This window comes from Kribbella sp. CCNWLW201 (assembly GCF_037203805.1).
GTDB lineage: Bacteria > Actinomycetota > Actinomycetes > Propionibacteriales > Kribbellaceae > Kribbella.
Window position 1 is genome coordinate 442,193 of record NZ_JBBCBQ010000007.1, and the last position, 12,965, is coordinate 455,157.

The following is a 12,965-nucleotide window of genomic DNA, read 5'->3' on the forward strand; positions in this document are numbered from 1 at the left end:
TGTCGCTGACATCGATGTCAAATCAGCGGGGAGATTAGCAACGACAAGAGAGCGTGTACATAGCTCGTTACAACGTTGACCAGAGCAATCTGGAATCGTTTCCGCCCACAACCTCCCCCACGCGCGCTGCGCGCTTATCGCGCGCGGGTTCGGCCGGGCTGCCGGCTACCCGAGATTCGGATCAGAAGATCCCGTTGAATCGTCATCCGACAAGGCTCACCCGGTTCCCAACGGGCTTGACGCATTCCGATATAGGTATATGTTAGCTGCCATGGCACGAGCAGCGACGACTTCGGACGTCTTCAACGCGATCGCCGAGCCGCAGCGCCGCGAGATCCTGGTGCTGCTGCGGGCGGGTGAGCGGCCGGTGACCGACCTGGCCCAGGAGCTGGGGATGACCCAGCCGGGGGCATCCAAACACCTGCGGGTGCTCCGGGAGGTGGGGCTGGTGCGGGACCGCAAGGCAGGCAAGCAGCGCCTCTACGGCCTTGACGCTCGCGGGCTGCGACCGGTCCACGAGTGGACCGGCGGGTTCGAGCGGTTCTGGAACGAGAGCTTCGACCGACTGGACGCCTACGTGCAGGACCTCAAGCAGGGAAGGCAGGAGGAGTAGCTGATGAGTGCGACGGAACGAGGAGCGCCAGTGCAGTCCGCGACGGCCGACCGCGAGATCGTCATCTCCCGGGTCATCGACGCCCGTCGGGAGCTGGTGTTCGAGGCGTTCACCGAGGTGCGGCACCTGTCGCGATGGTGGGGACCGGAGGGGTTCACCACCACCACGCGGGCGTTCGAGTTCCGCGTCGGCGGGGTGTGGGACTTCGTGCTGCACGGGCCGGACGGCACGGACTACACCGAGTGGATCTCCTGGACCGAGATCGTCCCGCCGGAGCGGATCGCGTTGCTGCACGGTGAGTCCCGCGACGACCCGAACGCCTTCGAGTCGGTCCTGACGTTCGAGCCCGACGGCGCGGCGACCCGGATTGAGATGCGCACGGTGTTCCCCACCAAGGAGCTGCGCGACGAGGCGGTCGAGAAATACCACGCGATCGAGGGCGGTCAGCAGACCCTGAGCAATCTGGCTGCCTACGTCGCCGAGATCGTTCGGAAGGGAGCTGAGGGCTGATGGCCGGGAAGGTGTTCTTCAGCGTGTCGATGTCGCTGGACGGTTTCATCGCGCCCGAGTCCCCCGAGGAATTGATGGGGCGGCAGTGGATGGAACTGCAGCGGTGGATGTTCCCACTGCGGTTCACCCGGGAGAACCTGAAGCTCGGCGCGGGCGGCGAGGAAGGGCGCGACAACGACATCGCGCGGGAGACATTCGAGCGCACAGGCGCGAGCGTGATGGGCAAGCGCATGTTCGAGGCCGGCGAGCAGGCGTGGCCTGAGGAGGCGCCGTTCCACACGCCAGTCTTCGTCGTGACGCACGAGAAGCGTGATCCATGGGAGCGCCCCGGCGGGACCACGTTCTACTTCGTCAACGACGGGATCGAGCCCGCGCTCGACCAGGCCCGCGAGGCCGCCGGCGACCGCGACGTCCGCATCGCCGGCGGCGGCGCGACGATTGTGGAGCACCTGACCGCCGGCCTGGTCGACGAGTTCTCGATCGCGCTGTCACCCGTGCTGTTCGGCGCCGGAATCCGCCTGTTCGAGGGCGTGGACGCGTCCAGGGTCGCGCTGGAGCCGGTCCGTTCGGAGCCGTCGCCGCGGGTGACCCACCTGACCTACGCCGTGCACCCACGGTAGCCGCAGCGCACGCGTGGGTGTTACCAGGCGCGGTGGAGGATTTCGGTGGCTTCGGGGAGGCTTAGGCCGGCGCGGTGGGCGGCGTGGGCGAAGACGGTGGCGGCGGCGCGGGTTTCCTCGTCGTCGACTCGGCTGCGGGAGGCGAGCACGAAGGTGCCGTTGCGTCCGCGGGTCTCGATCAGGTGCTCGGCCTCGAGCTCCTTGTACGCGCGAGCCACCGTGTTCACCGCCAGCCCCAGGTCTCCGGCCAGCTGACGAACCGTCGGCAGCCGCGTCCCCTGCGCCAGCTCACCGCGCCGGATCAGCCCGTCGATCTGGTCCTTCACCTGCTCGTACGGCGGCTTGGCCGCAGCCGGGTCGACCGAGATGATCACGCGACCACCGGCCGCTTGCTGATGGCAACCATCCGGACCTCCGAGTCTTTGTGCCGAACGTATTGACACAAAGACTCGGGGTCAAGTGGATCAGGCGAAGTCCTCCGGGCTGTAGGGCTTCTGCTCGACCAGGACGAGCCAGTTGCCGGAGTTGTCCCGCAGTACCGCCTCCACGCCGTACGGGCGGTCGGATGGTTCCTGGATGTACTCGACGCCCTTGGCGACCAGTTCCTGGAAGGTCTTGTGGCAGTCGTCGGTGGCGATCCCGAACCCGTGCATCGATCCCTTCGCCAGGCTCCGCCGGATCACGTCCGCGGCTTCCTCGTCCAGCGGCGGTCCGGGCAGCATCAGCGCCAGCCGCAGCTCGGGGTGGTCGGCCTGGTACACGGTGCACCAGCGGAAGTCGCCGAGGTTGATGTCTTCCTTGAGCACGAAGCCCAGCTTCTCGGTGTAGAACGCCTTCGCCTCGTCGATGTCGCTGACGTAGACGGTCACCAGGCTGACGTTGGTGATCACGGTTCCTCCTCGGAGATGTCGTCGTCGGTACGACGGTAGGCCCCGGCCGACCCTGATGGCTTCTCCGGAATTGCGGAGTTCAGCCCGAGCATGAATACGAAGCAGCCGGGGATCCGCGCGCCGGACTGGGTTCGCTGGTACTGCGACGGACTCATCCCGACCAGTTCGGTGAACCGCTGCGAGAACGACCCGAGACTGCTGTACCCGACCAGCCCGCACACCTCGGTCACGGTCAGGTTCGTGGCCCGGAGCAGGTCGGTGGCCCGCTCGATCCGGCGCCGGGTGACGTACTGCATCGGCGTCTCGCCGTACTCGGCCGCGAAACACCGCAGGAAGTGGTACTTCGACACGCCGGCCGCGGCCGCCAGCCCGGCCAGATCGAGCGGCTCCGCATAGTTGCGGTCAGCAACATCCCGCGCACGCCGCAGATGCGCCAGCAACTCGACCGGTACACCACCCACCACCCTCCGAGCCTAGACCGTTGACCGGCGCCGGGGGCTGGCGCGACCCTGACCACAGGGAGGGGAGGTCGGGATGCGGCGGGACGCGGCGAGCGAGTACCTGCGCGGAGCCCTCTGGGCGATGCCGTCGGTGGCGGTGCTGATCGCCCTGATCGCCGGCTCGGGTCTGTCGTTCATCGAGGTGGAGCCGGGGTCCTGGCGGGACCGCTTCCTGTTCCAGGGCACCGCCGACGACGCCCGGACCCTGCTGATCGCGATCGCCAGCACGATGGCCACCGTGATCGCCCTGGTGCTCGGCCTCACCGTGGTGGCACTCCAGCTCGCTTCCACCCAGTTCTCCCCCAGGCTGCTGCGCAATTTCCTCCGCGACCGGGTGAACCAGTTCGTGCTGAGCGTCTTCGTGGCGACTTTCGTCTACAGCAGCGCCGGCCTCTACACGGTCGGGGTGAAGGCCGGCGAGCGGACCGACCAGTACCCGCGACTCGCGGTCACTGTCGCGCTGGCGCTGCTCTTCGTCAGCCTGCTGATGCTGGTGTTCTTCGTCCATCACCTGACCCACTCGATCCAGATCGACGAGGTCATGCGCAAGGTCGAACGGAGAACGCTCCAGGTGATCGACCGCGACCTGCCGACGATCGGCGTGACGACCGAGCCTCGCCCGGAACCACCGGAGTGGGCAGTCGACGTACCGGCGTACCGCTCCGGCTACGTACAGACCATCCACCCCGAGCCCCTGGTCGCCGCCGCGACCGCCGCGGGTGTGACGGCGTCGGTGACGCGCATGGTCGGTGAGCACGTCATCGCCGGGTCCGCGCTAGTCCAGGTCTGGCAGGACCCGCCCGGCCCGCCACCTGCCCTGGATCGGCTCGCCGCGGCGACGAGGGACTCCATCCGGATCGGCTTCGAGCGCACAGCCGAGCAGGACGTCGCGTTCGGCGTCCGGCAACTCGCTGACATCGCGGTGAAGGCGCTGTCGGCGGCCATCAACGACCCCTACACCTCGATCCAGGCGATCGAGCACCTGTCCGTCGTGATGGCCTCGCTGGCCAGGCGTGAACTCGGCAGCCAGCTACTGCGTGACCAGGCCGGCGTGTTGCGGGTCGTCGTACCCGGGCGAGATCTCCAGTACTACCTCGATCTGGCCTGTGGACAGGTACGGCGGTATGGCAAGGCGGAGCCGCGAGTCGTCCGGGCGCAGCTCCGGACCCTGCACAGCACCGGGCAGTTCTGCTCCGATGACGACGGCCGGCGCCTCGTCATCGACCAACTGAAGTTGTTGATGGCCGACGCCGAGCAGGCCATCTTCCAGCCCGCCGACTTCGTCCTCGTCCGCGAGCACGCCGACCGCGTCCTTCGCGAACTGAGTGCTCAGGCCTCCCCGCGGAGGAAGGACTCGACGACCGCCAGGTAGCGGTCCGGCTCCTCGACGTTCGGCAGGTGGCTGGACTCGGCGAACGTCTCCCAGCGGGCACCGGGGATCAGGTCCGCGTACGGCGACACGCACACCGGCTGCGCCTCGTCGTACTGACCGGAGATGACAAGCGTTGGTACGGCGATGTGCGGCAGCCGGTCGATGACGGACCAGTCCTTCATGCTGCCGACGACGTGGAACTCACTCGGGCCGTTCATCGTGTGGTAGACGGTCGGGTTCTCGTCCATCGCCGCGAAGGCGGCCGCCACCTCGGGCGGATTCGGCACCACCCGGCAGACGTGCCGGTCGTAGAACACCTTCATCGCGGCGTGGTACTCCGGGGAGTCCGTGGTCCCGGCCTCCTCGTGCTTGCGCAGCGTCTCGTCGACGTCGGCCGGCAGCTCCGCCCGCAGCGCGGCCGCGGCCTCGAGCCACAACGGCATCGACGCCGGCGAGTTGGAGATGACGAGCCGCTTCAGCCCGGCCGGACGTCGTACGGCGTGCTCCGACCCGAGCATCCCGCCCCACGACTGACCGAGCAGGTGATAGCTGTCCGCGATGCCGAGGTGGTCCAGCAGGTTGTCCAGCTCGGCCAGGAAGAGATCGACGTTCCAGTACGACGGATCCGCGTCAGGCAGATGGGTCGAGTTGCCGCACCCGATCTGGTCATAGTGGATCACCGGCCGGGCCGGACCGTCGGGATCCGCGATCGCGGTCAACGACAGCAGGTACTGATGCGTCGCCCCCGGACCGCCGTGCGCGGTCACCAACGGTGTGACACCGGACGCCAGGTCCCCGGTGATCCGATACCAAGTCTCGCCGTCGGAGAACGGCACCCGCCCCTCAGTCGTCGGCGGCAAGATCTCGTAGGTCATAGGTTGGATCGTATGAGGGTCGGACAAGGTGGAGACGGGCCAGGACCACATACGCCGGACGGCAGCGCTGTCGAGCTGTACGAACTCGCCCCTGTCACCGGCGAGGACGAGGTGATCGACGCCGCGATCGAGCCGGCAGCACCATCGTCGAACTCGGCTGTGGGACCGGCCGGATCAGCCGACCATTGCTTGCCCTCGGCCACCACGTGGTCGCCGTCGACGAGTCGCCGCAGGTGCCCGAGATGCTCCAAGGATCTTCCGTCCGGGAGAAAGACGATCGCCGCTTCGTCATCTCCGACGTCGAGCACCTGCCCGGCAACCGACAAGACCTGGGTCCGCGCCAAGCTCACCTGAGCCTGTGAGTTACGGGCGGCTTCAGCTACTGCTGGGCGTCGCCCTTCTTCTCCGGCTTGGCGTCGACGCCGGCCTCCTTGCGCTGCTCCGGCGTGATCGGCGCCGGCGCGGCCGTCAGCGGGTCGAAGCCGCCGCCGGACTTCGGGAAGGCGATCACGTCGCGGATCGACTCGGTGCCGGCCAGCAGCGCGGTGATCCGGTCCCAGCCGAACGCGATGCCGCCGTGCGGCGGCGCGCCGAACTTGAACGCGTCGAGCAGGAAGCCGAACTTCTCGGTCGCCTCCTCGTCGGTCAGCCCCATCACCGCGAACACCCGCTTCTGCACGTCCTCGCGGTGGATACGGATCGACCCGCCACCGATCTCGTTGCCGTTGCAGACGATGTCGTATGCATACGCCAGCGCCGACCCCGGGTCGGTGTCGAACGTGGCCAGCGAGTCCGGCTTCGGCGACGTGAAGGCATGGTGTACGGCGGTCCACGCGCCGGAACCGACCGCGACATCACCCGCGGCGGTCGCCTCGTCGGCCGGCTCGAACAGCGGTGCGTCGACGACCCACACGAACGACCAGGCCGACTCGTCGATCAGGCCGCCACGACGGCCGATCTCCAGCCGGGCCGCACCGAGCAGCGCCCGCGACGACTTGACCGGACCGGCGGCGAAGAAGATGCAGTCACCCGGCTTCGCGCCGACGTGGTCGGCGATGCCCGCGCGCTCCTCCTCGGACAGGTTCTTGGCGACCGGGCCGGCGAGCTCGCCGTCCTGGCCGACCAGCACGTACGCCAGACCGCGCGCACCCCGCTGCTTGGCCCAGTCCTGCCACGCGTCCAGCTGCTTCCGCGGCTGGTCCGCGCCACCCGGCATCACGACCGCACCGACGTACGGCGCCTGGAACACCCGGAACGGCGTGTTCTTGAAGTACTCGGTGCACTCGACCAGCTCCAGGCCCATCCGCAGATCCGGCTTGTCACTGCCGAACCGCGCCATCGCCTCGGCGTACGTCATCCGCGGGAGCGGCGTCTGGACGTCGTACCCGACGAGCTTCCAGAGCGCGGTCAGGATCTCCTCGGACAGTGCGATCACGTCGTCCTGGTCGACGAAGCTCATCTCGACGTCGAGCTGGGTGAACTCCGGCTGCCGGTCGGCGCGGAAGTCCTCGTCGCGGTAGCAGCGGGCGATCTGGTAGTACCGCTCCATCCCGGCCACCATCAGCAGCTGCTTGAACAGCTGCGGCGACTGCGGCAGCGCGTACCACGAGCCCGGCTGCAGGCGGGCCGGCACCAGGAAGTCGCGAGCGCCCTCCGGCGTCGACTTGGTCAGCGTCGGCGTTTCGATCTCGACGAAGTCGTGCTTGGCCAGCACCTCACGTGCTGCCTTGTTGACCTCGCTGCGCAGGCGAAGCGCCGTACCCGGGCCCTGGCGACGCAGGTCGAGGTAGCGGTACTTCAGCCGGACCTCTTCGTTCACCGGGGTCGCGTGGTGCTCCTCGACCGGGAACGGCAGCGGCGCGGCCTCGTTGAGGACCTCCACCTCGGAGGCGATCACCTCGATCTCGCCGGTCGGCAGGTTCGGGTTCGCGTTGCCCTCGGGGCGGGCGCTCACCTCGCCGGTGATCTTCAGGCAGAACTCGGCCCGCAGCGGGTGCGCGACCTCCTCGTCCCGGATGACCACCTGGACGGTGCCGCTGGAGTCGCGCAGGTCGATGAACGCCACGCCGCCGTGATCACGCCGCCGCGCCACCCAGCCGGCCAGGGTGACGGTCTGCCCGGTGTGCTCGGCGCGCAACGAGCCTGCGGAATGGGTACGGATCACTGGTTCTCCTGAGGTGTGTCGATACGGGGAAGAAGGTCTGTCGCGGCGGGGGTCCAGGTGGCGGGATCGGCGGGCACCTGCTCGCCGCTGCGGATGTCCTTCACCTCGGGGCCGTTCTCGGTGCTGAACCACACGAACGGGATGCCGCGCCGGTCCGCGAACCGGATCTGCTTCCCGAACTTGGCCGCCGCCGGCGCCACCTCCACCGGGATCCCCCTGGCACGTAGCTGTGCCGCCGTACGCATGGCCTCGGCCCGGTCCTCTTCGGCGTTCAGCGCGATGACGACGGCGGTCGGCGTACTGCGGGTGGCCTTCACCAGCCCCTTGCTGAGCAGCCGGTGCAAGAGCCGGGAGACGCCGATCGAGATCCCGACACCCGGGTACGTCGTCTTGCCGTCGGAGGCGAGCGAGTCGTACCGGCCACCGGAGCAGATCGACCCGTACGACTCATCGCCGATCAACTGGGTCTCGTAGACGGTGCCCGTGTAGTAGTCCAGGCCGCGGGCGATCTTGAGGTCGGCCAGCAACAGGCCTGGTGCGTGCTCGTTGGCGGCCGTCATGATCTGGGTCAGCCGCTCGAGGCCCTCGTCGAGGATCTCGTGCTGGACGCCGAGCGCCCGGACCTGATCGGCGAACGAAGCGTCCGCGGTGGCGATCTCGGCCAGCCGCAGTACCTGCTTGGCCGTCTCCGGGGACAGCCCCGGCCCGCCGGTCAGCAGGTCGGTCACCTTGTCCGGGCCGATCTTGTCCAGCTTGTCGACGATCCGGAGCACAGCGGGGATGTCCTCGATGCCGAGCCCGCGGTAGAAGCCCTCCGGGATCTGCCGGGTGTTCACCTGGATCCGGAACGCCGGGATCGGCAGCTTGCGGAACGCGTCCGCGATCACCAGCGGCAGCTCCACCTCGTAGTGGAACGGCAGCTCACCGCTGTCGACGATGTCGATGTCGGCCTGGGTGAACTCGCGGAACCGGCCCTCCTGGGGGCGCTCGCCCCGCCACACCTTCTGGATCTGGTAGCGCCGGAACGGGAACACCAGCTTGCCGCTGTTCTCCAGCACGTAGCGGGCGAACGGCACGGTCAGGTCGAAGTGCAGACCGAGCGCCGCGTCCTCGTCGCTGTCCGCGGCCAAGCGCCGTACGCCGTAGATCTCCTTGTCGGCGTCCTCGCCCTGGTTGGACAGCCGCTCGACCGGCTCCACCGCGCGCGTCTCGATCGACGCGAATCCGTGCAGCTCGAACGTCTCCCGGATCACGTCGAGGAACTGCTGCTCGACGATCCGGTCTGCGGGCAAATACTCCGGGAACCCGCTGAGCGGGGTCACCTTACTCATGACTTCGGTATCTCCAGGTCCTGCAAGTAGGGGTTGGTCGCCTTCTCCCGGCCGATCGTGGTCTGGCCGCCATGACCCGGCAGGACGACGATCTCGTCGCGCATCGGCAGGATCTTGGTGGCCAACGTATGCAGCATGGCCGGATGATCGCCGCCTGGCAGATCCGTCCGGCCGATCGACCCGGCGAACAACACGTCACCGGAGAACAGAACCGCGGGCACGTCTTCCGGCCCGTCGTACGGCGTGGTGAACGTGACCGAACCCCGGGTGTGACCGGGGGTGTGGTCGACGGTGAAGCTCAGGCCGGCCAGCTCCAGGTCGAGACCGTCCTTGAGCTCCGCGACGTCGTCGGGCTCGGCGAACTCGTGGTTGCCGCCGAGCAGCATCCGCGCCGACTCCGGGCTGATCCCAGCCATCGGGTCGCTCAGCAGGTGCCGGTCGTCGGGGTGGATCCAGGCGGTCGCGTCGTACGTCCCGCAGACCGGAAGTACGGAAAACATGTGGTCGACGTGACCGTGTGTGAGCAGCACCGCGACCGGCTTCAGCTTGTTCTCCCGGACCACCTGCTCGACCCCCGCGGTCGCGTCCTGACCGGGGTCGATGACGAGGCATTCCGCGCCCTGGCCGGTGGCGACGACGTAGCAGTTCGTACCCCACGACCCCGCGGGGAACCCGGCGATGAGCACGACTGACCTTCCTGGAACGGTTCGGGACCACCCAAGGCTACCGGTGTCGCACGGGTGAGTTCGAACCGGATTGTGACGCAACACCGTTGCGCCGGGGCGGCGAGTTTGTGATTGTTCAGAGATAAGCGTCGAGAACAGCGGCTCGACGCGCCCGGACGGACCCTGTTCGCGCGGTTGAACCAGGGACTGACCAGAATGGGCAACGAGCGCAGTACATACCGCCGGAAGGGGCGAGTTGTGGCCGGAGAGAGCTGGGGCCGGGTAGCGGAGGACGGAACGGTCTTCGTACGGACCAAGGACGGTGAACGGGCAGTCGGCCAGTGGCCGGACGCGAACCCAGAGGAGGCCCTCGCCTTCTACACCCGCCGGTACGACGCACTGGCGTTCGAGGTGGACCTGCTGGAGAAGCGCGTCCAGGCGGGCACCGTGTCCCCCGACGACGCCCGGGCCGCGGTGAAGAAGGTGACCAGCGCGATCGTCGACGCCCAGGCGGTCGGCGACCTCGACGGCCTGCAGGCCCGGCTGGAAGCGCTCACCCCGCTGGTCGCCCAGCAGCGCGAGAAGCGCAAGGCCGAGCGGGCCGCGAAGGTCGAGGAGGCACGCTCCGCCAAGACCAAGATCGCCACCGAGGCCGAGACGATCGCGGCCGGTACGGACTGGCGCCACGGCGTCACCCGGCTGCGCGAGCTGCTGGACGAGTGGAAGGCGCTGCCGCGGCTGGACAAGTCCAGCGACGACGAGCTGTGGCACCGGTTCTCCTCGGCGCGGACGACGTACACCCGACACCGTAAGCAGCACTTCGCCGAGCTGTCCTCGAAGCGCGAGGAAGCCGCCGTGGTGAAGGAGCGGCTGGCCGCCGAGGCGGAGACGCTCGCGTCGTCCACCGACTGGGGCCCGACGTCCGGGCGCTTCCGCGACCTGATGCGGCAGTGGAAGGCCGCCGGCCCGGCGCCGCGCGAGGTCGACGACAAGCTGTGGGCCCGCTTCCGCGCCGCCCAGGACACGTTCTTCGGCGCCCGCGACGCGATCCAGGCCGAGGAGAACGCCGAGCAGGTCGAGAACCTCAAGGCCAAGGAAGACCTGCTGGTCGAGATCGAGGCGATCCTGCCGGTCGAGGATGCCAAGGCCGCCCGCGAGCAACTCCGCGAACTGCTCGACCGCTGGGACCAGATCGGCAAGGTCCCGCGCGACTCGATGCGCGCCATCGACTCCCGCCTGCGCGCCGTCGAGCAGGCCGTCAAGGCCGCCGAGGACGAGGTCTGGAACCGCAGCAACCCCGAAGCCCGCGCCCGCGCCGAGGCCACGGTCAAGCAACTCCAGTCCCTCATCGCCGACCTGGAGAAGCAGGCCGCCAAACACGAGGCCCAAGGCAACACCCGCAAAGCCAACGAGGCCCGCGAAGCCATCGCAGCCCGCCGAGAATGGCTGACCCAAGCCCAAAACGCCCTCTCCGACTTCAGCTGAAGCCCTAGCCTGTGGACAACGCCCGGCACGGATCGGCCGATACGGCCATCCTGCTGGGATGTTTCAGTACGACCTGCCCTACTACTTCGCCGGCATCCCCTTCACCCGGCGGCAAGTGCCGCGCAAGCTCGTCTGGCTGCTCGCCCGCGGCGAGATCCGCCAAGTCATCGAGGGCGTGCACGTCGACGTCCGCGTGCCGGACTCACCTGAGCTGCGGGCCGACTCGCTGCGCCTCGTGGTCCCACCGGAGGCTGTCGTCTGTGGTCGGGCAGCCGCGTGGTTGCACGGCATCGATACGACTGCGCTAGGCCCCGAGCCCTCGCTGAGCCCGCAGTGGACCTTCCAGCCGCGGCAAACAGTCGAGGTCCTGGGCCTCAAGGTGCTCACCCCGGCCGCGACAGCCATCGAGCTCGCCCAGCACCTGGATCGCCCCTTCGCGCTGTCCGCCGTGGACGCGCTCCTGCACTCCCGCAAGGTCACACCCGAGGAACTCAAGACCACGTCAGCCGCCTACTTCGCCGACGACAGCACCTCCCGGGTTGCCCAGCTCCTCCGCCACGCCGACGCCCGCGCCGCCTCCCCCGCGGAGTCCTGGCTACGACTGCGGCTGATCGACGCCGGTTTCGGCCGCCCCGACCTGCAGATCCGCGTCGACGGCCCGCGCAACTCGTACCGTCTGGACGTCGGCTACCCGGATCGCCCGGTGGACGGCCGCCGGCTCGGTCTCTAGTACGACAGCGATAGGTGGCACTCGGGCCCCAGAGCTGAGTCGCGGGACGAAGTCCGTCGTACTGAGCTTGACGGCCTCGGGTGGCACATCATCTCGGTACGGCGGACCGACTTGTGGGGCTCGTATCCGGCGTTGGAGCTCGCCGTCGGTGCCTTCCTCTGCCAGCATCCGCGGCTCCCGAGGCGGTGGTGAATAAGCTGGATGGGCCAGAGAGGGGGACGCCTTGCGGTACGCCAGTCACTCGCCCGACTTCCCGTATGACCTGCCGACCATGTGCTACCTCGAGGTCGGTGCCGACGGCTCGGTGCAGTCGCCTCCACCGGATGGTGTCGAGGCGCGGGTGCGGTCGGGTGAGAGCCGCCTGTATGCGGTGTGGCCGGGCAAGTACCGCAGCGACCTGTTCCTCATCGACGACGTCGACGACTACGAGAAGGCCCTCGGCATCCAGCACGACCCCGTCCGCACCGGCTTGCTCGACCACGAGCACCAGATCAGCTGGCAGCTCAGCGCGGACGAGCAGAACCCGACCGCGTCGTACGTCTTCGTCGAGACCACCTTGGACTGCGGGTGTGAGATCAAGGACCTCAAAGCCTTCGCCCGCCAAGCCCGGGCCCAACTCGGCTGGGATATCGCCACCACCGGCGGCTGAGCACTTCAATCCGCTTCACCCCCGACGGCAACCCCCAGGGCCTCACCTACACCCTCCGCATTCGCCGCAAGAGCCTCGCCTAGCTCACAAGCAGAGCCGGCAGTCCGTGTAGTCGCCGAGGAACAACCCGTGCCTGGGGCAACGGGTGAACGCGACCTCAGCCGGACTCGGATCCCACATCCGTGGCAACTCCACCGGCTCCACAGGCGGTCGGTACGAACGGACCACCTCGGCATACTCCGCCAGATACCGATCCGCGTACGGCGCTTCGTAGCTGAGCAACTCCCATCGGAAATGCGCCTGCGCCAGCTCGACCACCCGCACCAGGAACGCCCGCTCAGCTTCCCAGTCGGCCGACCAAGGCAACTCGTCCAGGTCGAAGCTCTCGTTCCCCAGCCCGATCCGCGAATTGCACAGCAGCAACGCGAACCCGCGCTCGAACGACGTCTCCGCCAACTCACAAGCAGGCAGCGCAAGCACGTCAAGGAAGACTTCCGAGCCCCCGTTGGACAGCTTCACCCCCGGCCCGGAGGCCGAGCCGCCGAACCAGTTGCCCACCGC

Annotated in this window: 16 protein-coding genes; 8 read left to right on the top strand and 8 right to left on the bottom strand. The window is 68.4% G+C overall.

The window, feature by feature from the left end; genetic code table 11:
- The first annotated feature begins 271 nt into the window (after positions 1–271).
- From V9K99_RS28295 to V9K99_RS28305, 3 genes are read left to right on the top strand one after another with little or no spacing between them, the layout of a single operon-like run.
- The gene (locus V9K99_RS28295) at positions 272–613 is read left to right on the top strand and encodes an ArsR/SmtB family transcription factor (RefSeq protein WP_337006910.1); all 342 of its coding nucleotides are present in this window, start codon (positions 272–274) and stop codon (positions 611–613) included.
- A 3-nt stretch (positions 614–616) separates the two neighbouring features.
- Positions 617–1,123 (top strand): SRPBCC family protein, encoded by a 507-nt coding sequence (locus V9K99_RS28300; RefSeq protein ID WP_337006912.1) that lies wholly within the window; start codon positions 617–619, stop codon positions 1,121–1,123.
- Complete coding sequence (locus V9K99_RS28305) at positions 1,123–1,743, top strand: dihydrofolate reductase family protein (RefSeq protein ID WP_337006914.1); 621 nt, start codon at positions 1,123–1,125, stop codon at positions 1,741–1,743. The genes V9K99_RS28300 and V9K99_RS28305 overlap by 1 nt, the downstream gene beginning before the upstream one ends.
- A 20-nt stretch (positions 1,744–1,763) precedes the next feature.
- Here V9K99_RS28305 and V9K99_RS28310 read toward each other — a convergent pair whose 3' ends face one another.
- From V9K99_RS28310 to V9K99_RS28320, 3 genes are all read right to left on the bottom strand, one after another.
- On the bottom strand, positions 1,764–2,117 hold the full coding sequence (locus tag V9K99_RS28310) for a GntR family transcriptional regulator (protein ID WP_337006917.1): 354 nt from the start codon (positions 2,115–2,117) through the stop codon (positions 1,764–1,766).
- 90 nt (positions 2,118–2,207) lie between these two features.
- Positions 2,208–2,633, bottom strand: coding sequence for a VOC family protein (locus V9K99_RS28315; protein ID WP_337006919.1), 426 nt, complete (start codon positions 2,631–2,633; stop codon positions 2,208–2,210).
- Positions 2,630–3,097 carry a helix-turn-helix transcriptional regulator gene (locus tag V9K99_RS28320; RefSeq protein ID WP_337006921.1) on the bottom strand — a complete coding sequence of 156 codons (468 nt, stop codon included), beginning with the start codon at positions 3,095–3,097 and terminating at the stop codon, positions 2,630–2,632. Before V9K99_RS28320 ends, V9K99_RS28315 begins: the two co-directional genes overlap by 4 nt.
- A 70-nt stretch (positions 3,098–3,167) precedes the next feature.
- On the opposite strand from V9K99_RS28320, the gene V9K99_RS28325 reads away from it, so the two are divergent.
- Positions 3,168–4,505 carry a DUF2254 domain-containing protein gene (locus V9K99_RS28325; protein WP_337006923.1) on the top strand — a complete coding sequence of 446 codons (1,338 nt, stop codon included), beginning with the start codon at positions 3,168–3,170 and terminating at the stop codon, positions 4,503–4,505.
- Here V9K99_RS28325 and V9K99_RS28330 read toward each other — a convergent pair.
- The gene (locus V9K99_RS28330; protein ID WP_337006925.1) at positions 4,463–5,380 is read right to left on the bottom strand and encodes a proline iminopeptidase-family hydrolase; all 918 of its coding nucleotides are present in this window, start codon (positions 5,378–5,380) and stop codon (positions 4,463–4,465) included. The two genes, V9K99_RS28325 and V9K99_RS28330, sit on opposite strands and share 43 nt — an antisense overlap.
- A gap of 185 nt (positions 5,381–5,565) precedes the next feature.
- On the opposite strand from V9K99_RS28330, the gene V9K99_RS42770 reads away from it, so the two are divergent.
- Positions 5,566–5,742 (top strand): hypothetical protein, encoded by a 177-nt coding sequence (locus tag V9K99_RS42770; RefSeq protein WP_442914745.1) that lies wholly within the window; start codon positions 5,566–5,568, stop codon positions 5,740–5,742.
- Between the two features lie 17 nt (positions 5,743–5,759).
- Here the strand turns inward: V9K99_RS42770 and aspS are convergent, their stop codons facing one another.
- Genes aspS through V9K99_RS28350 form a run of 3 tightly spaced genes read right to left on the bottom strand, consistent with a single transcriptional unit; the run spans position 5,760 to position 9,561 of the window.
- A complete protein-coding gene (aspS, locus tag V9K99_RS28340) occupies positions 5,760–7,544 on the bottom strand; it encodes an aspartate--tRNA ligase (RefSeq protein WP_337006928.1) in 1,785 nt (594 codons plus the stop codon).
- On the bottom strand, positions 7,541–8,875 hold the full coding sequence (gene hisS / locus V9K99_RS28345; RefSeq protein WP_337006930.1) for a histidine--tRNA ligase: 1,335 nt from the start codon (positions 8,873–8,875) through the stop codon (positions 7,541–7,543). Before hisS ends, aspS begins: the two co-directional genes overlap by 4 nt.
- On the bottom strand, positions 8,872–9,561 hold the full coding sequence (locus V9K99_RS28350) for an MBL fold metallo-hydrolase (protein ID WP_337006932.1): 690 nt from the start codon (positions 9,559–9,561) through the stop codon (positions 8,872–8,874). Before V9K99_RS28350 ends, hisS begins: the two co-directional genes overlap by 4 nt.
- A 195-nt stretch (positions 9,562–9,756) precedes the next feature.
- On the opposite strand from V9K99_RS28350, the gene V9K99_RS28355 reads away from it, so the two are divergent.
- The 3 genes from V9K99_RS28355 (at position 9,757) to V9K99_RS28365 (ending at position 12,404) form a co-directional block, all read left to right on the top strand.
- On the top strand, positions 9,757–11,025 hold the full coding sequence (locus V9K99_RS28355) for a DUF349 domain-containing protein (protein WP_442914746.1): 1,269 nt from the start codon (positions 9,757–9,759) through the stop codon (positions 11,023–11,025).
- A gap of 58 nt (positions 11,026–11,083) precedes the next feature.
- Positions 11,084–11,755 carry a hypothetical protein gene (locus tag V9K99_RS28360; RefSeq protein ID WP_337006936.1) on the top strand — a complete coding sequence of 224 codons (672 nt, stop codon included), beginning with the start codon at positions 11,084–11,086 and terminating at the stop codon, positions 11,753–11,755.
- A gap of 223 nt (positions 11,756–11,978) precedes the next feature.
- On the top strand, positions 11,979–12,404 hold the full coding sequence (locus V9K99_RS28365) for a hypothetical protein (RefSeq protein ID WP_337006938.1): 426 nt from the start codon (positions 11,979–11,981) through the stop codon (positions 12,402–12,404).
- Between the two features lie 84 nt (positions 12,405–12,488).
- On the opposite strand, the gene V9K99_RS28370 is transcribed toward V9K99_RS28365, so the two are convergent.
- Positions 12,489–12,962, bottom strand: coding sequence for a hypothetical protein (locus V9K99_RS28370; RefSeq protein WP_337006940.1), 474 nt, complete (start codon positions 12,960–12,962; stop codon positions 12,489–12,491).
- Between the last annotated feature and the right edge of the window lie 3 nt (positions 12,963–12,965).

What these genes read in the sequence shown, in the direction of transcription:
- V9K99_RS28295 (WP_337006910.1), top strand. Translation starts at nt 272, where the DNA reads ATGGCACGAGCAGCGACGACTTCGGACGTCTTCAACGCGATCGCCGAG.
- V9K99_RS28300 (WP_337006912.1), top strand. Translation starts at nt 617, where the DNA reads ATGAGTGCGACGGAACGAGGAGCGCCAGTGCAGTCCGCGACGGCCGAC.
- V9K99_RS28305 (WP_337006914.1), top strand. Translation starts at nt 1,123, where the DNA reads ATGGCCGGGAAGGTGTTCTTCAGCGTGTCGATGTCGCTGGACGGTTTC.
- V9K99_RS28325 (WP_337006923.1), top strand. Translation starts at nt 3,168, where the DNA reads ATGCGGCGGGACGCGGCGAGCGAGTACCTGCGCGGAGCCCTCTGGGCG.
- V9K99_RS28330 (WP_337006925.1), bottom strand. Translation starts at nt 5,380, where the DNA reads ATGACCTACGAGATCTTGCCGCCGACGACTGAGGGGCGGGTGCCGTTC.
- hisS (WP_337006930.1), bottom strand. Translation starts at nt 8,875, where the DNA reads ATGAGTAAGGTGACCCCGCTCAGCGGGTTCCCGGAGTATTTGCCCGCA.
- V9K99_RS28355 (WP_442914746.1), top strand. Translation starts at nt 9,757, where the DNA reads ATGGGCAACGAGCGCAGTACATACCGCCGGAAGGGGCGAGTTGTGGCC.
- V9K99_RS28360 (WP_337006936.1), top strand. Translation starts at nt 11,084, where the DNA reads ATGTTTCAGTACGACCTGCCCTACTACTTCGCCGGCATCCCCTTCACC.